This is a genomic window from Micromonospora sp. PTRAS2 (assembly GCF_054052245.1).
The window spans coordinates 487,891-510,452 of sequence record NZ_JBSWBU010000003.1; the positions used below are offsets into that span (position 1 = coordinate 487,891).

Annotated in this window: 19 protein-coding genes; 7 read left to right on the forward strand and 12 right to left on the reverse strand. The window is 74.4% G+C overall.

Annotated elements, in window-relative coordinates; genetic code table 11:
* The first annotated feature begins 17 nt into the window (after nucleotides 1-17).
* Nucleotides 18-1,352, forward strand: a complete 1,335-nt coding sequence (locus ACVMYR_RS13085) for a TrkH family potassium uptake protein (RefSeq protein ID WP_431896873.1) — start codon at nucleotides 18-20, stop codon at nucleotides 1,350-1,352.
* A gap of 25 nt (nucleotides 1,353-1,377) precedes the next feature.
* Entirely contained in the window at nucleotides 1,378-2,010 is a 633-nt protein-coding gene (locus ACVMYR_RS13090) for a potassium channel family protein (protein ID WP_176734118.1), read from the forward strand.
* Nucleotides 2,011-2,044: 34 nt separating this feature from the next.
* Here the strand turns inward: ACVMYR_RS13090 and ACVMYR_RS13095 are convergent, their stop codons facing one another.
* From ACVMYR_RS13095 to ACVMYR_RS13125, 7 genes are all read right to left on the reverse strand, one after another.
* Nucleotides 2,045-3,709, reverse strand: a complete 1,665-nt coding sequence (locus ACVMYR_RS13095) for a protein kinase domain-containing protein (RefSeq protein ID WP_457121896.1) — start codon at nucleotides 3,707-3,709, stop codon at nucleotides 2,045-2,047.
* A 70-nt stretch (nucleotides 3,710-3,779) separates the two neighbouring features.
* Entirely contained in the window at nucleotides 3,780-5,354 is a 1,575-nt protein-coding gene (locus tag ACVMYR_RS13100; protein ID WP_228987021.1) for a fused MFS/spermidine synthase, read from the reverse strand.
* A 36-nt stretch (nucleotides 5,355-5,390) separates the two neighbouring features.
* Nucleotides 5,391-6,404: a coiled-coil domain-containing protein gene (locus ACVMYR_RS13105; protein WP_228987022.1), complete on the reverse strand. Its 1,014-nt coding sequence runs from the start codon at nucleotides 6,402-6,404 to the stop codon at nucleotides 5,391-5,393.
* Nucleotides 6,405-6,549: 145 nt separating this feature from the next.
* Entirely contained in the window at nucleotides 6,550-7,395 is an 846-nt protein-coding gene (locus ACVMYR_RS13110; RefSeq protein WP_077938234.1) for an inositol monophosphatase family protein, read from the reverse strand.
* Nucleotides 7,388-7,840 (reverse strand): response regulator, encoded by a 453-nt coding sequence (locus tag ACVMYR_RS13115; RefSeq protein ID WP_077938233.1) that lies wholly within the window; start codon nucleotides 7,838-7,840, stop codon nucleotides 7,388-7,390. Before ACVMYR_RS13115 ends, ACVMYR_RS13110 begins: the two co-directional genes overlap by 8 nt.
* Nucleotides 7,837-9,645: an ATP-binding protein gene (locus ACVMYR_RS13120; RefSeq protein WP_396791311.1), complete on the reverse strand. Its 1,809-nt coding sequence runs from the start codon at nucleotides 9,643-9,645 to the stop codon at nucleotides 7,837-7,839. Before ACVMYR_RS13120 ends, ACVMYR_RS13115 begins: the two co-directional genes overlap by 4 nt.
* Nucleotides 9,642-10,850 carry a PP2C family protein-serine/threonine phosphatase gene (locus ACVMYR_RS13125; RefSeq protein ID WP_091276606.1) on the reverse strand — a complete coding sequence of 403 codons (1,209 nt, stop codon included), beginning with the start codon at nucleotides 10,848-10,850 and terminating at the stop codon, nucleotides 9,642-9,644. Before ACVMYR_RS13125 ends, ACVMYR_RS13120 begins: the two co-directional genes overlap by 4 nt.
* Nucleotides 10,851-11,145: 295 nt before the next feature.
* On the opposite strand from ACVMYR_RS13125, the gene ACVMYR_RS13130 reads away from it, so the two are divergent.
* The gene (locus ACVMYR_RS13130; protein ID WP_457121897.1) at nucleotides 11,146-13,527 is read left to right on the forward strand and encodes a M28 family peptidase; all 2,382 of its coding nucleotides are present in this window, start codon (nucleotides 11,146-11,148) and stop codon (nucleotides 13,525-13,527) included.
* A 269-nt stretch (nucleotides 13,528-13,796) separates the two neighbouring features.
* Here the strand turns inward: ACVMYR_RS13130 and ACVMYR_RS13135 are convergent, their stop codons facing one another.
* Nucleotides 13,797-14,051, reverse strand: coding sequence for a Smr/MutS family protein (locus ACVMYR_RS13135; protein ID WP_099849438.1), 255 nt, complete (start codon nucleotides 14,049-14,051; stop codon nucleotides 13,797-13,799).
* Between the two features lie 392 nt (nucleotides 14,052-14,443).
* Nucleotides 14,444-14,812, reverse strand: a complete 369-nt coding sequence (locus tag ACVMYR_RS13140; protein ID WP_396791315.1) for a tetratricopeptide repeat protein — start codon at nucleotides 14,810-14,812, stop codon at nucleotides 14,444-14,446.
* A 187-nt stretch (nucleotides 14,813-14,999) separates the two neighbouring features.
* Here ACVMYR_RS13140 and ACVMYR_RS13145 point away from each other — a divergent pair, with 187 nt between their 5' ends.
* The 3 genes from ACVMYR_RS13145 (at nucleotide 15,000) to ACVMYR_RS13155 (ending at nucleotide 17,851) form a co-directional block, all read left to right on the forward strand.
* The gene (locus tag ACVMYR_RS13145; protein WP_457121898.1) at nucleotides 15,000-16,637 is read left to right on the forward strand and encodes an ABC-F family ATP-binding cassette domain-containing protein; all 1,638 of its coding nucleotides are present in this window, start codon (nucleotides 15,000-15,002) and stop codon (nucleotides 16,635-16,637) included.
* Nucleotides 16,638-16,725: 88 nt separating this feature from the next.
* The gene (locus tag ACVMYR_RS13150; protein ID WP_091276614.1) at nucleotides 16,726-17,043 is read left to right on the forward strand and encodes a hypothetical protein; all 318 of its coding nucleotides are present in this window, start codon (nucleotides 16,726-16,728) and stop codon (nucleotides 17,041-17,043) included.
* Between the two features lie 82 nt (nucleotides 17,044-17,125).
* Nucleotides 17,126-17,851 (forward strand): methyltransferase domain-containing protein, encoded by a 726-nt coding sequence (locus ACVMYR_RS13155; protein WP_077938225.1) that lies wholly within the window; start codon nucleotides 17,126-17,128, stop codon nucleotides 17,849-17,851.
* 45 nt (nucleotides 17,852-17,896) lie between these two features.
* Here ACVMYR_RS13155 and ACVMYR_RS13160 read toward each other — a convergent pair whose 3' ends face one another.
* The 3 genes from ACVMYR_RS13160 to ACVMYR_RS13170 form a co-directional block, all read right to left on the reverse strand.
* Complete coding sequence (locus ACVMYR_RS13160; protein ID WP_457121899.1) at nucleotides 17,897-19,309, reverse strand: hypothetical protein; 1,413 nt, start codon at nucleotides 19,307-19,309, stop codon at nucleotides 17,897-17,899.
* Nucleotides 19,306-19,773 (reverse strand): hypothetical protein, encoded by a 468-nt coding sequence (locus tag ACVMYR_RS13165; protein WP_091276620.1) that lies wholly within the window; start codon nucleotides 19,771-19,773, stop codon nucleotides 19,306-19,308. Before ACVMYR_RS13165 ends, ACVMYR_RS13160 begins: the two co-directional genes overlap by 4 nt.
* Nucleotides 19,774-19,907: 134 nt before the next feature.
* A complete protein-coding gene (locus tag ACVMYR_RS13170) occupies nucleotides 19,908-20,918 on the reverse strand; it encodes a LacI family DNA-binding transcriptional regulator (protein ID WP_457121900.1) in 1,011 nt (336 codons plus the stop codon).
* A 93-nt stretch (nucleotides 20,919-21,011) separates the two neighbouring features.
* Between ACVMYR_RS13170 and arfA the strand changes: the two genes are divergently transcribed.
* Nucleotides 21,012-22,523 (forward strand): arabinosylfuranosidase ArfA, encoded by a 1,512-nt coding sequence (arfA, locus tag ACVMYR_RS13175; protein WP_457121901.1) that lies wholly within the window; start codon nucleotides 21,012-21,014, stop codon nucleotides 22,521-22,523.
* The last annotated feature ends 39 nt before the right edge of the window (nucleotides 22,524-22,562 follow it).

The following is a 22,562-nucleotide window of genomic DNA, read 5'->3' on the forward strand; positions in this document are numbered from 1 at the left end:
GAACGGAAGATTGTCTGGTGCACCGGTTTCTCCGTCACCCCGTGCGGCTGGTGCCGTTCGGGTTCCTGGCGGCGATCCTGCTCGGCACCGGCGCGCTGATGCTGCCGGCGGCGACCAACGCGCACCGGTTCACCCCGTTCAGCACGGCGTTCTTCACGGCCACCTCGGCGGTCTCCGTCACCGGCCTGTCCGTGGTCGACACCCCGACGTACTGGAACGGGTTCGGGCTGGTGATGATCACCGTGCTGACCCAGGTCGGCGGGTTCGGCATCCTCAGCGGCGCGACCCTGGTGGTGCTCGTGGTCGCCCGGCAGCTCGGGCTCCGCAACCGGTTGCTGGTGCAGGCCGAGACCGCCGAGTTCGGCATCGGCGACGTACGCGGGCTGCTGCTGCGCATCGCGGGGACCATGGCCGCCTGCGAGCTGGTGATGACCGCCGTGCTCGCCGGGCGGTTCTGGCTCGGCTACGACTACCCGCCGGGCCGGGCCCTCTGGTACGGCTTCTTCCACGCCGTGCAGGGGTTCAACAACGGCGGCTTCGCGCTCTTCTCCGACAGCCTGGTCGGGTTCGCGCGGGACCCGTGGATCTGCCTGCCGATCGCGTTCGGCACGATCGTCGGCGGGCTGGGCTTCCCCGCGCTGTTCGAGGCGTCCCGGGAGTGGCGGACGCCGGGCCGCTGGGCGATCGCCACCAAGCTCACCGTGTGGGGCAGCGCGGTGCTGCTGGTCGTCGGCTTCGTCGGGCTGCTCGCCGCCGAGTGGCCCGACCCGCGCACCATCGGCGGCTACGACGTCGCCGGCAAGGTGCTGGCCACCTTCACCCAGAGCGCGGTGATCCGCACCGGCGGGTTCGCCATCCTCGACACGGCGGGGCTGGACGAGGAGAGCGTCCCGCTGCTGGTGGCGTTGATGTTCATCGGCGGCGGCAGCGCCAGCACGGCGGGCGGGATCAAGGTCGCCACGTTCTTCCTGCTCGGCTTCGCCATCTGGGCGGAGCTGCGCGGCGAGCCGGACGTCATCGTGGGCCGGCGGCGGGTGTCCACCGCCAGCCTGCGGCAGGCCCTGACCGTCGCCCTGCTCAGCGTCGCGCTGGTGGTCGGCGGGACCGTCCTCATGCTGCTGCTCACGGAGGGGATGGCCTACCACCGGGCACTGTTCGAGGTGACCTCGGCGTTCAGCACCACCGGGCTCTCCTCGGGCGTCGCGTCGACCGTCGCCGAGCCGGGCCAGATCGTGCTGACCGTCCTCATGTACGTCGGTCGGGTCGGGCCGCTCACCCTCGGGTCGGCGATCGCGTTGAACACCCGACGACGGCTGTACCGCTACCCGGAGGAGCAACCCATTGTCGGCTAGGAACTCAGACGGCGGCGGCGTCGCGGTGATCGGGCTGGGGCGGTTCGGCTGCCACCTGGCCAGTTCGCTGACCCAGCTCGGCCACGAGGTGCTGGCCATCGACCGCGACGGCGAACGGGTGCAGCGCTGGTCGCCGTACCTGGACCGGGTGGTGCAGGCCGACGCGACCGAGGAGGGGGCGCTGCGGCAGCTCGGCGTGACGGACTTCCCGCGCGTGGTCGTGGCGATCGGCGCGTCCGTGGAGGCGAGCGTGCTGACCGTCCTCGGGCTGACCGAGCTGGGCGTGCCGGAGATCTGGGCGCGGGCCACCTCGGAGAAGCACGCGAAGATCCTCGGCTCCGTCGGCGCCCGCCACGTGATCTTCCCGGAGGCGGAGACCGGGGAACGGGTGGCGCACCTGATCGTCAGCAAGATGCTCGACTTCATCGAGTTCGGCGACGACTTCGCCATCGCCAAGGTGCGGGTGCCGGACGCGCTGGTCGGGCGGCCGCTGCGCGAGCTGGCCCCGGCGGACCGCTACGGGGTGATGGTGGTCGGGGCGAAGCTGCCCGGCGAGCGGTTCCGGTACGCCGACCCGGGCACCGTCCTCGCCCCGGGCAGCGTGCTGATCGTGGAGGGCAGCATCGCCCAGGTGCAGCGCTTCGCCGAGCTGACCTGAGCCAGCTGCGCTGGGTTGAGCCGGGCCGGCCGGGCTACTTCCCCTTGCCCTTGCCGGGCGCACCGGGCTTGGCGGGCGGGCCGGGCTTCGCGGGCTTGTCGGGCTGGGCCTTCGCGCCGCCGCCCGAGCCGCTGTTCGCACCGCCGGCCTTCGCGACCGTGGCCTTCTTCGTGGTGGGCTTCGCCGGGGCCTTCGTCGGCTTGGCGGTCGGCTTGGCGGTGGGCACGGTCCCGGCGACGCCGGAGACGCGTACGCGGCACTCGGCGTCGCCGAGGCGGAACTCCAGCGGCAGCGGGTTCGTGCCGGTGTACCGGCCGGTCAGCGCGACCTTCCGGGCCGCGCCGGGTGCCAGCGCGGGCTGCCCGGCGGCGGGACGCACCTCGACCGTGCGCCCCTGCTGGCGTACGGCCGGGTCGGTCTTCGTCACGGTCTGCTGGCCGGGGAACGCGAAACTCATCGTCCAGTCGCGCAGCTCCCGCTCGGAGGTGTTGGTGAGGGTCAGCTCGGCGGTGAAGTCCTTCCCGGAGTCCTTGCGCAGCGCGTAGTCGACGGCGCAGGGCGGCGGCCCGGTCAGCCCCATCCGGGCCTCGATGGGCCGGTCGATGCCGCCGCTGGCCGGGCTGCGGGACGTCAGCCCCCACATCGTCGCGGTGACCGCCACCAGGCCGGCCGCCGCCACCCCCGCCTCGACCCGACGCCGCCGCGCCACCGCCCGCCGGGCGCGGGTGCGACCGGGGAAGGGCAGCGCGCCGGTCTCCGTCGACCAGGGCAGGATCGTGGTGCCGGCGTTGGCGAGCACGTCCGGGTCGAGCCGGGCCGGGTCGCCCCCGGCCGGCGCGGACGGCACCGGAACCGTGGCGAGCATCCCGGCCGCGTCGGCGAGGGTGCGGGCCACCTCGGCGGTGGCCGGGCGGTCCTCGGGGCGCTTGGCCAGGCAGCGGTGCACCATCCCGGCCACCTCGACGGGCAGCCCCGGCACGTCCGGCATCGGCTCGGGCTCGGCGTACATGTGGGCGCGCAGCATCTGGGTGGTGGTGCTCGCCTGCCAGGGCAGCCGGCCGGTGAGCATCCGGTAGAGCAGCAGGCCGAGGGCGTACACGTCGGTGGCCGGGGAGACCTGGCCGTTGTCCAGCCGCTCCGGGGCCAGGTAGGCGGGGGTGCCGAGCAGCGTGCCCTCCGCGCCCTTCTCGCTCTCCCCGGCCAGCGCCGAGATGCCGAAGTCGACGACCTTCACGCCGGTGGAGGTGAGCATGACGTTGCCCGGGGTCACGTCGCGGTGCACCACGCCCCGGGCGTGCGCGGTGGCCAGCGCCGAGGTGACCTCAGCGCCGATGGTCACGGCCTCCCGCCAGGGCAGCGTCCCGTCGCGGCCGAGCCGGGCACTGAGCGGCCCGCCGTCGACCAGCTCCATGACGACGTACGGGACGGTCAGCCCGGCCTGCTCGGACTCGCCGTAGTCGTACACGTTGGTGATGTTGGGGTGGCAGAGCCGGGCGGCGGCCTGGGCCTCGGCGCGGAGCCGATGCCGGAACGCCCGGTCGCTGGCCAGCCGGGAGGCGAGCACCTTAACCGCGACCTGCCGGCCCAGCACCTCGTCGTAGCCGCGCCACACGACGGACATGCCGCCCGCGCCGAGCTGCTCGACGAGCCGGTAGCGCTCGCCGAGCAGCTGCGCGCCGTTACGGACCGCTCCACCCATGGTCGGAGGTTTTGCCCGACCCGCGCCGTCCTAACCCCGCACGGTCAGAATCGGTCAGGGTTTCACCCTTTCAGGCGGTAGCGAGCAGTTGGTCCACGGGGGCGTAGTCGTCGGTGAGCACCAGCGCGTCCCCGACGAAGGACGTCAGCACGTCGCCGGCGAGCACGATCGCCGCCTCGGGCAGGGCGTTGACCCGGCCCGCGAGCGGAGCCAGCGGCAGCGGCGCGTCGGAGGCGACGATGAGGAAGTTCGCGCCGGTCCGGCCGGCGACAGCGTCGGGCGGGGCGACCAGGGCGACGTGCCGGAACGCGGCGGCGACGGTGGCCAGTTCGCTGCGGACGAACCGGCCGGGCGGGTAGTCGATGACGTTCTGCACGTAGATCCCGCCGGGGCGCAGCACCCGGTTGATCCCGGCGGCCATCTCCCGGGTGGCGAGGTGCCACGGCACCACGAGGTGCCCGAACGCGTCGCCGACCACCAGGTCGCGGCTGTCGGCGGGCTCCGCGTCGAGCAGCACCCGGGCGTCGCCGGCCTCGATGCGCAGGCCCGGCCCGGGGCGCACGCCCAGCTCCCGGCGGTCCAGCTCGACGAGGCCGCCGTCGATCTCGAAGACCGCGTTGTCGGTGCCGGGCCGGGTGGCGGTCAGGTAGCGCGGCACGGTGAAGCCGCCGCCGCCCAGGTGCAGGGCGTCCAGGCGTTGCCCGGCGGGGGCGGCCACGTCGGCCGCCGCGCCGATCCACTGCGTGTACGCGTACTCCAGGTGGGTGGGGTCGGCCAGGTCGACGTACGAGTGCTGGGCGGAGTTGAGCAGCAGCGTCCGCCCGGACGGCCGGCCGGGATCGGTCTCCACCGACGCGCAGTGGTACGCCGTCTCCACGTCGCACGGGTTCGGGGCGATGGTGGTCAGTCCCGCCCCGGCCAGCCCGAGCACCGCGAGGACGGCCTTCGTCCGGCCCGGGCCGGGCAGCCCCGCCCCCGCCCCGGCCAGCCCCGCCCGCCCCTGCCGGTGCAGGTACGCGCCGAGCCCCAGCCCGGTGCCGCCGAGCAGCACGGCGAGGGCGAGCAGGATGACGCTGCTGGGCAGCGCGGCGACGAGCACGAAGCCGGTCAGCAGGGTCGCCGTGATGCCGCCCAGCGTGCCGATGCCGGAGAGCCGGCCGACGACCTGCCCGGTGCGGCGCAGGTCGGCGAGTTGGAGCTTCACCACGAGCGGGGTGACCGCCGCGAGCAGCGCCGCCGGCACGAACACGGCGAGCGCGGTGAGCAGCAGCACGGCGCTGGCCGCCCCGCCGCGCAGCACCTCGCCCGCGTACCGGACGACGGGGAGGGTGACGGCCGTGGCGATGCCGGCCAGCACCAGCGCCGGGGCGATCAGGGCGCGCGGGTCCCGCCGGTCGGCCAGCCAGCCGCCCGTCCACGCCCCGTACGCGATCGCGCCCAGCGCGATGCCGATGACGGAGCTGGTCACCTCCAGGGTGACCCCGACGTACGGGCCGACGAGGCGCAGCGCGACGGTCTCCAGCACGAGCACCGCCCCGCTGGAGAAGAAGACCAGGAACGCGGCGAGACCGTTGGGCAGGGCGCGGGCGGGGGGCGGCGCGGGCCGCGCCTGCGCGACGGCGGCGGGCGACGATGAGCTGCTCACCGTCGCGATGGTACGCAGCGAAGCTGGGCCCCCGGGTCAGTACATCGAGAGATGAACATGGTTCGTGTGGTCGGCGGCGGGGCTGCCGCTGCCGCTGTACGCCCGCCATCCGGTGTTCGGCATCCAGATCTGCCTGTACCAGATCACGTAGAGCACGCCGAGCCGGCTGGCGTTGTTCTTGAAGTAGTTGGCCAGGCTGTCGCCGTACGCCTTGTCGCCACCGGTGGCCGTCTCGTCCTTGAAGCCGTTGGTGGCGGCGGAGAAGTCGCAGGCCCGCCCCTTGGGGTGCTCGCCGCTGCCGCCGCTGCGGTAGCAGGAGACGTACCGCTTGTAGCCGGCGGCCTTGGCCTGCTGGAGGGCGTGCAGGGTGCGCGGGGTGATGCAGCCGGAGGTGGTCGGGTCGTTGACCGAGCAGGACTCGGACGGCCAGCTGCCGTCGGAGTTGCGCGGGGCCGGCTTGGCCGAGGCGGAGCCGCCGCTGAACCCGGAGCCGCTGCCGGAGCTGACCGCCGCGAGCGCGGTCTCGGCCTCCCGCTTCTTCTTGGCCAGCGCCGCGAGCTGCTTCTGCTGCTCCCGCACCTCGGCGTCGATGGCGATCTTGGCGCGGTTCGCCTCGTCCCGGGTCTCGATCATCTCGCGCAACCGGCGGCTGTCCCGCTGGGCCATCACGTCCAGCTCGACGGCGCGGTTCAGGAACGCCTCCGGGGACACCGACTGGATGAGCAGCGCCGGCGCGGTCATCCGGCCCAGCCGGTACGACTGCGCGGCCACCTCGCCGACCTGCGCGGTCAGCCCCACCAGCCGGGTCTCGACGGTCTTGAGCTGGGTGGTGAGCAGCTGCTGGCGGCGCTTGGAGTTGTCGAGCTTCGCCTTGGCCTCGATGTGTCCCTTGGCGGCGGACTCCAGCGCCTCGCGCAGCTTCTTCGTGCCGCCCTCGTTGGGTTCGGCGGCGGCCGGCACGGCGCCCACGCCGAGCAGCAGCGCCACGGCGACGAGCAGCACGGTCAGCGGCCCCCGGCCGCGACGCCGGATGAGGCTGGTCCTGGGCACGGCGGCGTCCCTTCCCTCGACCACCGGCTCCCGGTGGTGCGCGGCGGCCCCCACCGACGCCGGGCGACGGCCCGCTGGCGGAGACCGCCGGTCAGGATACCGGACCGGACGGCGGCGGACGCCCCGGCGGAGGCTCCCACGGATCTCAGTCGAGGATCAATGCCTCGCGGGCCTCGGCCCACACCCGCTCGTTCGCGGCGACCAGCAACCCCGGCGCGTCCTCGGCCGGGTGGTAGTCGCTGCCGTCGAACCGGCGGGCCACCCCGCCGGCCTCGCGGACCAGCAGCGCCCCGGGGGCGTGGTCCCACGGCAGGGTGCGCCAGAAGAGCACGAACTGTTGCTCGCCGACGAGCATGTCGAGGTATTCCCGACCGGCGCAGTGCTGGCCGGGCAGCAGCGCGCCGATGCGCTCCCCGCCGGCCTCGGCCCGCCGCCGCAGCTTCGGCGGCAGGAACTGGGTCATCGCCGTGCCGCGCAGCTCGCCGGGCGGCGGCACGGCGTCGCCGATGCGCACCGGCACACCGTTCACCGTCGTGCCGTGGCCCGCGCGGGCGACGGCCAGGGTCCCGCCCAGCGGGTCCAGCACCCACGCGCCGACCTGTTCCCCGCCGGTCAGCAGCGCCACCATCAGCGCGAACGGGCGCCTGCCGGCGGCGAAGTTGGCGGTGCCGTCGACGGGGTCGACCAGCCAGACGTCGCCGCCGCCGCTCAGGTGCCCGCCGGCCCCGCCGGGGCGCAGATGCCCGAGCAGGGACGGGTCGTCGGCGACCGCCTCCTCGCCGACCACCACCGAAGCGGGGCGCAGCCGGCGCAGCCCGGCGCTGATCAGCTCCTCGGCCCGCTGGTCGGCGACGGTGACCAGGTCACCGGGGGCCTTCTCCGTCACGTCGGCGTCGTCCAGCTGCTGGAACAGGGGCAGCACGACGTCCGTCGCCGCGCGGTGCAGCAGCTCGGCGACGTCGTCGGTCAGGGTGTCGGTGAGGTCAGCCACGCGGCGGCAACTTCACCACGCTGACGAAGAACTCGTCGATCTGCCGGACCACCGCGATGAACCGCTCGAAGTCGACCGGCTTCGTGACGTACGCGTTCGCGTGCAGCTGGTAGCTGCGCAGGATGTCCTCGTCGGCCTGGGAGGTGGTCAGCACCACCACCGGGATGCGGCAGAGCTGCTCGTCCTGCTTTATCTCCTCCAGCACCTCCCGACCGTCCCGGCGGGGCAGGTTCAGGTCGAGCAGGATCAGGTCCGGCGCCACCGCGTCCGCGTACTTGCCCTCCCGGCGCAGGTAGGCCAGAGCCTCCGCGCCGTCGGAGACGACGGTCAGCCGGTTGCGGAGCTTGTGCTCCTCGAACGCCTCCTGGGTCATCAACACGTCGCCCGGGTCGTCCTCGACCAGCAGGACCTCGATCGGGCTCTTGCCGTCTGCGGGCGCGGTCATCCCACCGCCTCCTTCGTGCCGTCGCTGTCCTGGGTCCCGTCGGTCCCCTCCGCCCGCGCGCCGCGTGGCCGGGGCACCTCCACCCGGGCCCCGTCGTCGTCGGCCGGCTCGACCGGCGCGCCGCCCTCCACGGGGTCGGCCCCGGCCGCCTCGCCGGTCGCCGGCTCGTCGCCCGCCGTCGCCTCGTCGCCCGCCGCCTCGTCGCCCGTCGCCTCGCCGGCCGGCGGCTGCTCGGCGGCCCGCGCGGCCGCCTCCACGTCCTCGGGCAGCGCCGGGAGGGTGAACCGGATCGCGGTGCCCTCGGCGGTGTCGGTGTCCACCCAGACCCGGCCGCCGTGGTATTCGACGATCTTCTTCACGATCGCCAGCCCGATGCCGGTGCCTGGGTACGCGTCCTTGGAGTGCAGCCGCTGGAAGATCACGAAGATCTTGTCCGCGAACTCCGGCTCGATGCCGATGCCGTTGTCCTGGCAGCTGATCTCCCACTCGTCGCCCACCAGCCGCGCGGAGACGTGCACCCTCGGCGGCACGTCCGGGCGGCGGAACTTGATCGAGTTGCTGACCAGGTTGGCCAGCAGGTTCGTCAGCAGGGGCTCCTCGCCCCGGATCGTCGGCAGCGCGTCCCAGGTCAGCTCGCCGTCGGCGTACTGCCGGGCGGCCTCGGTCTGCCCCGCCACGTCGCCCATCACCCCGTTGAGGTCGACCTCGGTGAAGCCGGTGGTGAGCCGCCCGATCCGGGAGAACGCCAGCAGGTCGTTGATGAGCCGCTGCATCCGCTGCGCGCCGTCCACGGCGAACGCGATGTACTGGTCGGCGCGCTCGTCGAGCTGCCCCGCGTACCGGCGCTGCAGGAGCTGGCAGAAGCTGGCCACCTTGCGCAGCGGCTCCTGCAGGTCGTGCGAGGCGACGTACGCGAACTGCTCCAGGTCCCGGTTGGACCGGACCAGTTCCTCGGCCTGCTTCTGGAGCTGGCTGTTGACCCACTCGATGCGTTCCCGGGCCTCCCGCACCTCGGCCAGGTCCTTGGCGATCTTCTGGCGCATCGCGTCCACGTCGTCGGCGAGCCGCAGGAACTCCGGCGGCCCGGAGCCGGCGATGCGGTGCTGGAAGTCGCCCCTGGCCACCTCGCGGACCTGCTCGGCCAGGCCCGTCAGCGGCCGGACCACCATCCGCTCCAGCGAGATCAGCAGCACCGCCCCGGCGACCGCCACCACCAGGGCCGCCCCGACCAGCAGCAGCACCAGCATGCTGCTGGTGCGGTAGATGTTGTCGGCGCCCTTCTCGCGCTCGACGAGGATGCCCTCCTGGAGCTGGCTCACCGACTTGCGGATGACGTCGAAGCGCTGCCGGGAGTCCTCCGTGATCAACGCCCGCCCGGCGGTGGTGCCCTGCTCCTCGGTGGTGCGGATCACCGGCTCGGCGACCGTGCTGCGCCACCGGCCCGCCTCCGCCTCGACGGCGTCGAGCTGGCGGGCCAGCGCCGGGTAGACGCCGATGAGGCCGCGCATGCTCCGGTAGATCTGCTGCTCGCGCTCGCCGCCCTGCACGTACGGTTCGAGGTCCCGGCGGTCGCCGGTCAGCGCGTACCCCCGGATCGCCGTCTCCTGGTCGACCAGCACGCTGAGCAGCTCCTGCGACTGGGCACGCAGCGGGCCGGTGCGGTCGAGCACCGAGTGGGTGTAGTCGCGGTTCTTCGCGGCCACGGCGATCTCCACCGCCACCGACGCGCCCAGCAGCACGCCCACGACGGTGAGCAGCGCGACGACCCGGCGGCGCAGGGTCCAGCCGGCGGTGCGTGCCGTCACCGGCCACCGCCCCGGGTGACCAGGAGCATGGCGACGTCGTCGGCGAGCGGGCCACCGTTGATCTGCTCGGCCCGCCCGACCAGCCACGCCGGCAGCTCGGCCAGCGGCACGGCGAGATTGTCCCGGTCGCCGAGCAGCTCGGTCAGGCCGGGGACGTCGAGCCGCTCGTCGCCGTCGCCGACGCGCCCCTCGATCAGGCCGTCGGTGTACATCAACAGGGACCAGTCATCGGTGTCGAACTCCAGGTCGAAGGCCACGGGACGGCGGGGGCGGACGCCCAGCAGCAGGCCGCCCGGCGCCGGGACGGGCGCGACCTTACCCCCGGACAGCAGCAGCGGCGGCGGATGCCCCGCGAGGCGCACCGTGGCCGCGTTGCCGGCCAGGTCGAGCCGGGCGGTCGCCACGGTGGCGAAGATCTCCTGGAGCCGGCGCTCGCTCATCAGCACCTGCTCCAGGGCCGGCAGCACCTCGTCGTCGGGCACCCCGGCCAGCACGAGCGCCCGCCACGCCACCCGCAGCTCCACCCCCAGCGCCGCCTCGTCCACGCCGTGCCCGCAGACGTCGCCGACGATCAGGTCCACCCGGTCCGGGCGGGTCTGCACCACGTCGTAGAAGTCGCCGCCGATGAGCGCCGCGTGCCGGCCGGGCCGGTAGAACGTGTGCACCGCGACCTCGTCGGTCGACATCAGCGGCTGGGGCAGCAGGCCGCGCTCCAACCGGGCCGACTCGGCCTGGCGCAGCTCCACCTCGCGCAGCCGCCGCGCGTTGACGTCGGCCCGCTTGCGCTCCACCGCGTAGCGCAGCGCCCGGGTCAGCAGCACCCCGTCGACCTGGCCCTTGACCAGGTAGTCCTGCGCGCCCTCGGCGACCGCGACGATGCCCAGGTGCTCGTCGGAACGCCCGGTCAGCACGCAGACCGCCGCGCCGCTGGACATCTCCAGGACCTGGCGCAGCCCGTCCAGCCCCTGCGCGTCGGGCAGGCCGAGGTCGAGCAGCACGCAGTCGACGCCCATCACCCGCTGCCGGGCCTCGCTCAGGCTGGTCGCGACCAGCAGGTCGATCGACGAGTTGGTCTCGGCGAGCAACTCGCCGACCAGGAAGGCGTCGCCCTCGTCGTCCTCGACCAGCAGCACCCGCAGCCGCTCGCCGGGCGGCAGCACCGGGTGGTGACCCAGGCCGCCGGCGGCCGGGAACGCCCGGGGCACGACGGAGGAACCGGCAGGGCCGGCCCCCCGGGGCGGCCGCGTCACCGCACCGGGACGCGGGAGATCGCTGGTGATGTCGGGCTCCTTCCGAGTGCCCTGCTGATCCTGTATTAGACAACGCTCCCACACAACACGACGGGTCCGGCACGGACGGGATGCCGCCGGTCACCACCCGGCGCGGACAAAGGGAACAAGTGCCGCGGGGAGTCCCGCCGCGGGGCCCGACGGTGCAGGATGGTGCCCACCCTGGCCCACCACCCCGAGGCCCGGCCCGGCCACACCCCGAGGAGTACCCGTGGGCGCACCGCCCCCCACCCGCGCCGCCGACCGGGCGCTGGCCCGCCCCCGCCGCCGTCCGCTCGCCGCCCTCGCCGCGCTCGCCGCCCTGCTCGCCGTCGGCGGCACCGTCGCGTACGACCTGGACACCCCCGCCCCGCGCCCCGCCGACGCCCCCGCCGACGAGTTCAGCGCCGCGCGGGCGTACCGGACCGTGGAGACGATCGCGGCCCGGCCGCACCCGGCCGGCAGCCCGGCCAACGACCAGGTCCGCGCGTACCTGGAGGGCGTGCTGCGCGGCCTCGGCCTGGAGACCTCGGTGCAGGACACCGTCGCCCGGGAGGCCGGCCAGCTCAGCGGGGCCGCCGCCGGGTCGACCCTGGCCCGGGTCCGCAACGTCGTCGCCCGGCTGCCCGGCACCGACCCCACCGGCAAGGTGTTCCTGGTCGCCCACTACGACTCGGTGCAGTCCGGCCCCGGCGGCAACGACGACGCCGCCGGCACCTCCACCATCCTGGAGGTGGCCCGCGCGCTGGCCGCCGGCCCCCGCCCCCGCAACGACGTCGTGTTCGTGCTCACCGACGCCGAGGAGGCGTGCCTCTGCGGGGCGTCCGCGTTCGCCGCCGACCATCCGCTCGCCGCCGACGGCGGGGTCGTGCTCAACCTGGAGGCGCGCGGCTCGACCGGCCCGGTGATCATGTTCGAGACGTCCCGGGACAACGCGAAGCTCGTCGACGTGTTCGGCCGCGCCGCCCCACACCCCGTCGGCACCTCGTTCGCCGTGGAAATCTACCGGGCGCTGCCCAACGACACCGACTTCACCGCGTTCCTCGACCGGGCCGGCTTCGTCGGGCTCAACTCCGCCTACATCGACGGCGGGGCCGTCTACCACACGCCGCTGGACACCCCGGCTGCGATGGACCGAGCCAGCCTCCAGCAGCACGGCGACAACGCGCTCGGCCTCGCCCGCGAGTTCGGCCGCGCCGACCTCAAGGACCTCGACGCCGGGCACGACGCCACCTACTTCCCCGTCCCCGGCGGGCTCGCCCGCTACCCCGGCTGGCTGGTCCTGCCGCTGGCCGTCGCCGCCCTGCTGGCCGTGGCCGCGCTCGGCTGGCTCGCCCGGCGGCGCGGCCGGACCACGTACGGGCGGCTCGCCGCCGGCTTCGCGCTGGGGCTGGCACCGATCGTCGTCGCCCCGCTGGGCGCACAGCTGCTCTGGGCGGGCGTCACCGCCGTCCGGCCCGGCTACGCCGAGCTGCTCGACCCGTACCGGCCCACCTGGTACCGGCTCGCCGTGGTGGCGCTCGCCGCCGCGACCCTGTTCACCTGGTACGCGCTGACCCGCCGCCGGGTCGGCCCCGCCGCCCTCGCGATCGGCGGGCTGGGCTGGCTTGCCGTACTCGGCATCGTGCTGGCGGTGCTGGTGCCCGGCGGGGCGTACCTGACGACCCTGCCCGCCCTGGCCGGCGCGGCGGCCGGGCTCATCGCGCTCACCGTGCGGATCGACGGCCCGTGGCCCGTGGTCGCGGCGACCGGGGCCGGCGCGGTCGCCGTGGTCATCCTGCTGCCGACCGTCGTCCTGCTGTTCCCGGCGCTCGGCATGGCGATGGGCGGCGTCGCCGCGCTGTTCGCGGTGCTGCTCGGCCTGGCCGCGCTGCCCGTGGTGGACCTGCTGCACCCCGAGGCCGGCGGCCAGCGCGGCCTCGTCGCCGCCCGCGCCCGCCGGGCCGGCGCGCTCCCGGCCGTCGCCGCCGGGCTCGCGGCGGCGGTGTTCGCCGGGGTCGGGCTCGCCGTCGACCGCTTCGACGCCACCCACCCCGTGCCCACCCACCTGATGTACGCCCTCGACGCCGGCACCGGCCAGGCCCGCTGGCTCAGCCACGAGACCGACCCCCAGCCGTGGACGGCCCAGTTCGTCGACGGGGCCACGACCGTCGCGGACTTCCCCGGGCTCGGCGACACCGAACTGCGCTCCGGGCCGGCGCAGGCGGCGAACCTGCCCGCGCCGAAGCTGGAGGTCCTCGCCGACACCAGGTCCACGGAACAGCGGACCGTGCGGGTGCGGGTCACCCCGCAGCGGCCGGTACGCCTGCTCACCCTGCACGTCGACGGCGCGACCGAGGTCGAGTCGGCGGTGGTGGCCGGCCAGGCGGTCCCCGGCGGACGCGCCACCGGCACCCCCTGGGGCTTCGGGATCGTGTTCCACGCCCCGCCACCGGAGGGAATCGAGGTCACCCTCGTGCTGGCCGGCGGCACCGGGGCGGCGGCGCTGCGCTCCATGGACGCCAGCGACGGGCTGGACGCCGTCCCCGGGTTCCGGCCCCGGCCGGCGGACGTCGGGGTGGTCGGCTCGCACAGCTCGGAGATGCTCGCGGTGGCCCGCACGTACCCGCTGTAGGTCCTGCCCTTGTTGCTGGTCGGGGTGGGGTTCGCCGGGGCCCGCCCGCTCCGGGCGGTCAGGCTTGATCCCTCCGCGGGCGGGCCCCGGCGAACCCCTCATGTCGTCCCGGTCCGCCCGCGTCGGCGGCGGGTCCGAACCTGGGGAGATCTTGGAGCGAAACGGCCCCTCCAGGGGCCGAAATCCTCCAAGATCTCTACAACTCCGGCGCGTAGTTGGTCAGGGGGCAGCCCTGACTGCGGGTGTTCCCGCCAGCGGGAACATCGGCACTACTTCCAGCGGAAGTGGATGAAGAGCCGGCCAAAGTTCTTCGAGTCCTTCTCCACCCGGTGGTAGAGCTGCTTGACGTCCTTCTGGTCGAGGAAGCGCAGCACCCGCTTCTTGAGCTGGCCGGAGCCCTTGCCGGGGATGATCTCGACGAGGGTGGCCTTCTTCGCCACCGCCTCGTCCATGATCCCGCGTAGCGCGCGGTCGATGTCGTGGCCCTTGTTGAAGATGTCGTGCAGGTCCAGCTTGAGCTTCATCCCGCCTCCACCACCTGCGCAGCTTCCATGGCAGCCCATGGTAGGCCCGCGGCACGGCGGGACACCACGCGAGCGATCCAGCCCGGCGGCACCACCGCCAGCATACCCTTTGCTCTGCACCCACGCGCGCAACAGCCACTGAAAGTAAGCGCCACCATGTCCAGCTCCTCGCCCCCAGGCCCGCATATTCCCAGTTCAGCAAGGGGTGTGCGTCGGTAGGTGCAGAGCAAAGGGGGAACGAGATGGTAGTTGATGCCAGGGGCAGTCACGAAGAGTCACGGCGCCCCTGGTGCGCGGCGGCGGGCGTGGGCGCTGATCAGCGGGCGGGGATACCCAGCCGGAGGCGGCGCGCGCCGGGGAGAGGGCGCCTTGTCCCTCCCCCGGCGGCGCGGTCAGTGGCTGCCGCTGACCCGGTTCTCCACCCGGCGCAGCGCGGTCGTGTAGTCGGTGTTCGTCGAGTACATCGCGGCGGCGATGCGCAGGTGCCGCAGCGCGTCCGCCGGGCGGTTCATCCGCTCCAGCGTCCGGCCCAGCACGTGGTGCGCGTAGTGGTCGCTCGGGTCGCGGTCGACCAGCTCGCGCAGCTGCTCCTCGGCGCGGTTGAGCTGCGCCGTCTGGAAGTAGGCGCGGGCCAGCAGCTGCCGCACCGCGGAGTTGCCGGGCTCGGCCTCGACGATCGGCTCCAGCAGCCGCACCGCCCCGGACGCGTCACCCATCTCGAAGAACATGGTCGCCCGTCGGTAGTCCGCCAGAAGGTCCATCGACCCACCTCCTCGTCTCGCGCCGGCACCTGATCCGACGCTGGCACAACACCGGCCGGACCGCGAGTGTTCCGCCACAGGAAGTTGCAGCCGGGCGAGGTGTTAGGAAGGGGCCCTTCCTATACAAAAGGCGTTAACAAGGTGCCCTTCCTTACGCGCGTAGCGCGGTGGATAGGCTCGGGTGCTGATGAGCGCGACGATGGTGGTCAAGGATCTTGCGGCCGGGCACGGCGAGCGGCTGCTCTTCTCCGGGCTGGACCTGGTGGTCGCCCCGGGCGACGTGGTCGGCCTGGTCGGGGTGAACGGGGCGGGCAAGTCGACGCTGCTGCGTACCCTCGCGGGGTTGCTGCCCGTCGAGGCCGGCAGCGTCACGCTGAGCCCGCCCACCGCGACCGTCGGGCACCTGCCGCAGGAGCCGGAGCGCCGGCCCGGGGAGACCGTGCGGGACTTCCTGGCCCGGCGGACGGGGGTGACGGCGGCGCAGGCGGCCCTGGACGCGGCGACCGAGGCGCTGACGGCCGGGGCGGCCGGGTCCGACGACGCGTACGCCGAGGCGCTGGAGCGCTGGCTGGGCCTGGGCGGGGCGGACCTGGAGGAGCGGGCCGAGCAGGTGGCCGCCGAGCTGGGGCTCACCGTCGACCTGGACCACCCGATGACGGCCCTGTCCGGCGGTCAGGCGGCCCGTGCGGGGCTGGCCTCGCTGCTGCTCAGCCGCTACGACGTGTTCCTGCTCGACGAGCCCACCAACGACCTGGACCTGGCCGGGCTGGACCGACTGGAGGGATTCGTCTCCGGGCTGCGCGCCGGCACGGTGCTGGTCAGCCACGACCGCGAGTTCCTCACCCGCACGGTGACCCGGGTGCTGGAGCTGGACCTGCACCAGCAGCTCGTCCGGCACTACGGCGGCGGTTACGCGGCGTACCTGGAGGAGCGGGAGGTGGCCCGCCGGCACGCCCGCGCCGAGTTCGAGGAGTACGCCGACACCCGGGCCGCGCTGGAGGCGCGCGCCCGCACCCAGCGGGCCTGGATGGAGAAGGGCGTGCGCAACGCCCGCCGCAAGGCCACCGACGGGGACAAGCACGTGAAGCACCATCGGGGGGAGACGTCGGAGAAGCAGGCGGCGAAGGCCCGGCAGACGGACCGGCTGATCGAGCGGCTGGAGGTGGTCGAGGAGCCGCGCAAAGAGTGGGAGCTGCGGATGGAGATCGCCGCCGCGCCCCGCGCCGGCGCCGTCGTAGCCGCGCTGCGCGATGCCGTGGTACGCCGGGGAAGCTTCACCCTCGGCCCGGTGACCCTGCAGATCGACTGGGCGGACCGGGTGGCGATCACCGGGGCGAACGGGTCCGGCAAGACGACGCTGCTCGCCGCGCTGCTGGGGCGGCTGCCGCTGGACGCGGGCCACGCCTCGCTGGGCCCGGGGGTGGTGGTCGGCGAGGTCGACCAGGCCCGGGGGCTGTTCCTCGGCGAGCAGCCGCTGCTGGACGCGTTCCGGCTGGCCGTACCGGAGCTGTCGCCGGCGGACTCGCGGACGCTGCTGGCCAAGTTCGGCCTGCGGGCCGATCACGTGCTGCGGACGGCGGCGTCGCTGTCGCCGGGCGAGCGGACCCGGGCGGCGCTGGCGCTGCTGCAGGGGCGCGGGGTGAACCTGCTGGTGCTCGACGAGCCGACGAACCACCTGGACCTGGCGGCCATCGAGCAGTTGGAGTCGGCGCTGGCCGGCTACCCGGGGACGCTGCTGCTGGTGACGCACGACCGGCGGATGCTGGACGCGGTCGCCGTCAACCGGCGGGTGCGGGTGGACGGCGGCCGGATCACCGAGGACTGACGGCGGGCGGCTCGCGCCGCTCCGCCGCCGGGCGGCTCGCCTGCTCCGACGGCGTGCCGACCGGGGCCGGCGGGGTGACAATGACTCCATGCTCAAGTGGGAGTACGCGCTGTTGGTCCGGCGCCGCCAGGCGGCCAGCACGGACGTCGGCTGGGAGCTGGTGTTCGTCTGGTACGGCCCGGACGGCTCGATGGTCGACGTCACCCCGTACGGGGACACGGCGCTGGCGCACCTGAACCGGGCCGGCGACCAGGGCTGGGAGCTGGTCGGGATGAGCGAGGACCCGTCGCAGCCGGGCAGCAGCGAGCTGCACCGGTACCACCTCAAGCGGCCGAAGGCGGCTTCCGCGCCGCCCCGGCAGCGGATCCGGGGCGCGGGCCGGGCCGCCCGGCGCATCACCGGCTGACGGCTCGTCCTCGTTCGGGGGACGTTGCCCGGTCGGGGTGTAGCGCCCGCCCAGCCGGGTACGGGCGCACCGGAGGTGGCCCATGGTCGCGACGGCCCTGACCGCGCCCTCGGCCGAACGGCTGCGGGCGGTCGACGAGTTCCTCGCCGAGGCGTGGGCGGATCAGGCGGCCCACGACGCCCGGCTGCGTGACCTGGCGGTGCGGGTGCGCTTCGACCGGGGCGTGGCCCACCTGACCGGGGAGGTCGCCGACGCCGCGCAGCTGCGCCTGGTGCGGGAGCTGGTCGGCCGGCTCGCCGGGGTGTTCGGCGTCTGGGGCCGGGTGCGGGTCGCCGGCCGCGAACCGGTCGTGGTGGACCTGGGCTGCGGCGGCACCAAGCAGTATCCGCAGAACCTGGGGCTGGACATCTACCCCGCCCCGGGGGTGGACGCGGTGGCCGACCTGTCCGGGTCGCTGCCGCTGGCCGACGACTCGGTGGACGTGCTGTTCGCGGTGCACATCCTGGAGCACCTGATCGACTTCCTGCCGCTGGTGGACGAGTGCCACCGGGTGCTGCGCCCGGGTGGGGTGCTGCACGTGATGAGCCCCTGGTGGGGGCACGTGAACGCGGTGGCCGACCCGACGCACGTGCGGCTGCTGGACGTGCAGACGGTCAAGGGCATCTGTCTGCAACGCCCGCCGGGCACCCCGCGCTGGCATCCCCTGCACGTGGGCTGCGACGGTGCCAGCATCTTCGCCGACCTGACCCCGCTGGGCGCGGACGACCCGGCACCGGAGCCGCCGCACCTGGCCCGCTTCTTCAGCTGACACCCGGTCGGCCCGGCTGCCCCGGTCCCGGTGGCCCGGCGCCGGTCAGCCGGGCGCGTACCCCGGTGGGCGGGGCCACTGCTCCGCCTCGGAATCCACCCGTCGGGGCGTTCCGGGGGACGGCGGGGACGGGGCGACGGTCGGGGCCGGCGGTGCGGGCGGCAGCGCGGGCTCCGGGGCGGGGCCCGGGGCGACGGCGGCGGTGGCCGGGGCGGCCACGCCCGTCGGTTGCGCCGCGCGCGGCTGCCAGGGCCTGTCACCGGCGAGCAGGCTGCGGAAGTCGAACTGGCACTTCGGGCAGGTCCGCAGGGCCGTCTCGGCCCGGCGGTCGCCGCACCGCTGGCAGTACGTCACCACCGTCTCGTCGGCGTCCATGCCCTGACAGCGCGGGCAGGCGAAACTGGGCCCCTTGCCGTTGAGCTGCACCAGCCGTCCGGCCAGCACGTACGGGGTGACCACCGCGCTGATGCTGCTCGCCAGGTCCCGCGTCCGGCGGGTGCGTTCCTGCAACCGTTCCAGATCGGGATTGGTGACCTTCTCCAGCCGACAGGTGGTGCAGGTGCGCAGGGTCCGCACCGGAAGCATGCCCCGGATCCGCGCCTGCTGGTGCAGGAAGGTCACCACCGGCACGTCCGCCGGGTCGACGGTGAATCGGGCGGCCGGGGCCGACCCGACGGTGCCGGCGACCGCGGCGAGGTGCTCCTCGATCCGGACGACCAGTGACTGCACCTGCGCCACCAGGTGGGGTGGCATCCCGTCGGGGCGGCTGGCCACCAGGGTGCCGACCATCAGCATGCCGTCGGCCAGTTCGGCCGGCACCTCCGCGACGGCCTGCGGTGTCTCGAAGGTGAAGGTCTCGGTGCCGGCGCGGCTGACCGACGCCCGGCGCGGGGTGGCGGCGTCCCCTTCGAGCAGGCGGGAGGCGTGCCGGGACAGCACCGCTTGGGCCCGGTTGGCGATGCCGGCCGCGTTCTGCATGATCGCCACGTCGCCGGGGCCGGTCTGCCGCCACCAGGGCGCGAACGCGGCGGCGGCGGCCGGGTCGAGCCGGCCCAGCACGCCGTCGACGGCGCTGAGGACGGACCCGAACAGCTCGACGTAGACGGAGGTCAGACCCCAGTTCCGGCCCACCTTGCCGACCCAGCGGTCGGCAAGCAGGACGGTGACCCGGGTGCCGGCCGCGTCGGCTTCGAGACCGACCCGGAGGAAGACGGGCACCCGGGTGGCGGAGAGGGTCACCCCGCCGAGCTTCGACCCACGGACCGCCTCCAGCAGGCTGAGCTGCTCGGCGCGCAGGTCGAAGGCGAGGTCCCGGATGACGCGGAGCAGGTGCTGCCGGGCCACGCTCGCCGGGGCGGCGACCCGGCGTTCCGCGCCGGCGGCGAGCCGGCCGGCCTCGGCGGCCAGCACGGCCGGCTGCGGCCGGCTGCCGGGGTCGTTGTCGTCGGCCCAGCTCATTCCGCGACGTCGAAGCTCGTGCCGGCGTCGAAGCTCGTCCCGGCGTCGTACGTGTCGTAGGGGGCGACCTCCGCGACGGCGGTGTCCAGGTGGGTGCCGGCCTGGGCGGCGTAGTCGAACGAGACGTCGTAGTTGCCGCCGGCCAGGTCGGCGTGGTTGGCGGCGGTGTCGAAGGCGCTGGCGGCGATGTCGGTGTTGCCGGCGGCCAGGTTCTCGTTGGCGTAGTCGACCCAGTCCTGCGCCGAGTCGGCCCACTGGTCGCCGCTGTCGGCATGCCAGGCCGACCAGTCCTGGTCGGCAGCCGCCCCGGCCAGTTCGCTCTCGACGGCGTCCACCACCGGCTCGGGCAGCACCGGCTCGATCGCGATCGGTTCGACCACCGGCTGGTCGAAGGTGGCGATGCCGGCGTCCGTGACGGAGGTGTCAGCGGACAGGTAGTCGCCCCAGCTCGAATCGGCGCTCATCTCGCCCCCACTTTTCTGCTCGTCCCCACGTGCCGCCACATCATCGCGACTCGCCGTCACCGCGCCCATCCCCTGTTCGGCGTCAGCCGGCGGCACGACTGTCGCATGTGGACAAACAGACGCCTCGGGCGGGGTCAGCGGCCGAGGGTGCTCTCCCGGGTGTCGAGCCGGTAGGGGACGGTGAGCGCGCGGGACGGGCCGCTCCGGTCCCCGTCGATCCGGTCGGCCAGCAGGTCGACGGCCAGCCGCGCGAGGCGTTCCTTGTCGGGGGCGACGGTGGTGAGGGTGGGGGTGGAGAAACGGCCGTCCTCGATGTCGCCGAAGCCGGCCACCGCCACGTCGGCGGGGACGCGCAGGCCGGCCTCGTGCAGCGCCCGCAGGGCACCGAGGGCGAGGGTGTCGTCGAAGCAGAGGACGGCGTCGGGGCGTACCCCCGAGGTGAGCAGGTGGCGCACGGCCGCCGCGCCGTCCGCGCGACGCCAGACCGGCGCGGACGCGACGAGGCGCTCGTCGTAGGCGATGCCGGCCTCGGCGAGCGCGGCGGCGTAGCCGGCGAGGCGGAGCCGGGCGCCGGTCCCCTCGGCGGTGGGCCGCGCGCCGATCGCGGCGACGCGGCGACGGCCGAGGGCGATCAGGTGGGCGGTGGCCTCGCGGGCGGCGGCCACGTCGTCGATCGTCACCTGGTCGGCGGGGCCGGGGGCGACGCGCTCGCCGAGCAGCACCGTCGGGGTGCCGTCGTGGAGGTTGGCGAGGTCCTCGGCGGCGAGCGCCGGCGGGCTGAGGATCAGGCCGTCGATGAGGTGGCCGCCGATGCCGGCGGCGACGGCCCGCTCCCGCTCGGTGCCGCCGCCGGTCCGGCCGATCAGGACCGTCCAGCCCTGTTCGGCGGCGGCGGTGACGACGTGCCGGGCCAGTTCGGCGTAGTAGGGGGCGTCCAGCTCCGGCACGGCCAGGGCGATCATCCCGGTACGTCCCTTGCGCAGGTTTCGCGCCGACAGGTTGGGCCGGTAGCGCAGCTCGGCGATGGCCTGCTCGACGCGGGCCCGGGTGTCGGGCCGCACGTGCTGGTAGCCGTTGACGACGTTCGAGACGGTCTTCACGGACACGCCCGCGCGCTCCGCCACGTCCTTGAGCCGGTGTCGCACCGCCACCTCCGCGCTGGTGCCGCGAGCGCCCCTTTACACGTCGAGTACAACGTTATAGAACCGACGGGACATCGACGAAAGGCGGATTCCCCGGTGACCGCGAAGCTGACCATCGACCCGGCCTTCGCGATCGGCCCGGCCGACCGCCGAATCTTCGGCTCCTTCGTCGAGCACCTGGGGCGCTGCGTCTACGGCGGGGTCTACGAGCCCGGCCACCCCAGCGCAGACCCGCACGGCCTGCGCGGCGACGTGCTGGAGCTGACCCGGGAGCTGGGCGTCTCCGTGGTCCGCTACCCCGGCGGCAACTTCGTCTCCGGCTACCGCTGGGAGGACGGCGTCGGCCCGGTCGCCGACCGCCCCCGCCGGCTCGACCTCGCCTGGAAGACGATCGAGACCAACGCCTTCGGCCTCGACGAGTTCATGACCTGGGCGGCGGCGGCCGGCGTCGAGCCGATGATGGCCGTCAACCTCGGCACCCGGGGCGTGCAGGATGCCTGCGACCTGCTGGAGTACGCCAACCACCCCGGCGGCACCCGGCTGTCGGACCTGCGCCGCTCCCACGGCGCGGAGCAGCCGTACGGGGTGAAGCTGTGGTGCCTCGGCAACGAGCTGGACGGCCCGTGGCAGGTCGGGCACAAGACCGCCGAGGAGTACGGCCGGCTCGCCGCCGAGACCGCCCGCGCGATGAAGATGATCGACCCGTCGGTCAGCCTGGTCGCCTGCGGCAGCTCCGGCCGGGGCATGCCGACGTTCGCCTCCTGGGAGGCGACGGTGCTGGAGCACACCTACGAGCTGGTGGACTACGTCTCCGCGCACACCTACTACGACCCCGCCGACGGCGACCGGGCCAGCCTGCTGGCCTCGGCGGTGGACATGGACCACTTCATCGCCGAGGTGGTGGCCACCGCCGACCACGTGGCGGCCAAGCAGCGGCACCGGCGCAAGCTGAAGATCTCGTTCGACGAGTGGAACGTCTGGTACCAGTCCCGCCTCCAGGCCGACCTGGACCGGCGCGGCTGGGTCGAGGCCCCCACCCTGATCGAGGACGACTACACCGCCGTCGACGCGGTGGTCGTCGGCGACCTGCTGATCACCCTGCTCCGGCACGCCGACCGGGTGGGGGTGGCCTGCCAGGCGCAGCTCGCCAACGTGATCGCCCCGATCCGCACCCGCACCGGCGGTCCCGCCTGGCGGCAGAGCATCTTCCACCCGTTCGCCCTCACCGCCCGGTACGCCACCGGCACGGTGCTGCGCACCGAGCCGGTCTGCCCGACGTACGCCACGAAGCGCTACGGCGACGTGCCGGTGCTGGACACCGTGGCGGTGCACGACGAGGAGACCGGCGCGCTGACCGTGCTCGCGGTCAACCGGGGCACCGCCGACCTCCCCCTCGACCTGGACCTGCGGGGCCTGCCCGGCCTGGCCGGGGCGGCCCACCTGACCCTCGCCGCCGGGGACGACCCGGACGCCGTCAACACCGAGGCCGAGCCCGACCGGGTCACGCCCCGGGAGCTGGCGGCACCCACCCCCGACGGGGGTCGCTGCGCGGTGCTGCTGCCGGCGGTCTCCTGGAACCTGCTGCGCTTCGCCCCCACCGGCACGTAGCGCCGGTGGGGGCGAGTGAGAAGGGGACCCTTCTCTACC

Bases quoted from the DNA above. Each gene is read 5' to 3' on its own strand.
- ACVMYR_RS13095 (WP_457121896.1), bottom strand. From the start codon at position 3,709: ATGGGTGGAGCGGTCCGTAACGGCGCGCAGCTGCTCGGCGAGCGCTAC.
- ACVMYR_RS13115 (WP_077938233.1), bottom strand. From the start codon at position 7,840: ATGACCGCGCCCGCAGACGGCAAGAGCCCGATCGAGGTCCTGCTGGTC.
- ACVMYR_RS13135 (WP_099849438.1), bottom strand. From the start codon at position 14,051: ATGAAGCTCAAGCTGGACCTGCACGACATCTTCAACAAGGGCCACGAC.
- ACVMYR_RS13140 (WP_396791315.1), bottom strand. From the start codon at position 14,812: ATGGACCTTCTGGCGGACTACCGACGGGCGACCATGTTCTTCGAGATG.
- ACVMYR_RS13145 (WP_457121898.1), top strand. From the start codon at position 15,000: ATGAGCGCGACGATGGTGGTCAAGGATCTTGCGGCCGGGCACGGCGAG.
- ACVMYR_RS13150 (WP_091276614.1), top strand. From the start codon at position 16,726: ATGCTCAAGTGGGAGTACGCGCTGTTGGTCCGGCGCCGCCAGGCGGCC.
- ACVMYR_RS13155 (WP_077938225.1), top strand. From the start codon at position 17,126: ATGGTCGCGACGGCCCTGACCGCGCCCTCGGCCGAACGGCTGCGGGCG.
- ACVMYR_RS13160 (WP_457121899.1), bottom strand. From the start codon at position 19,309: ATGAGCTGGGCCGACGACAACGACCCCGGCAGCCGGCCGCAGCCGGCC.
- ACVMYR_RS13165 (WP_091276620.1), bottom strand. From the start codon at position 19,773: ATGAGCGCCGATTCGAGCTGGGGCGACTACCTGTCCGCTGACACCTCC.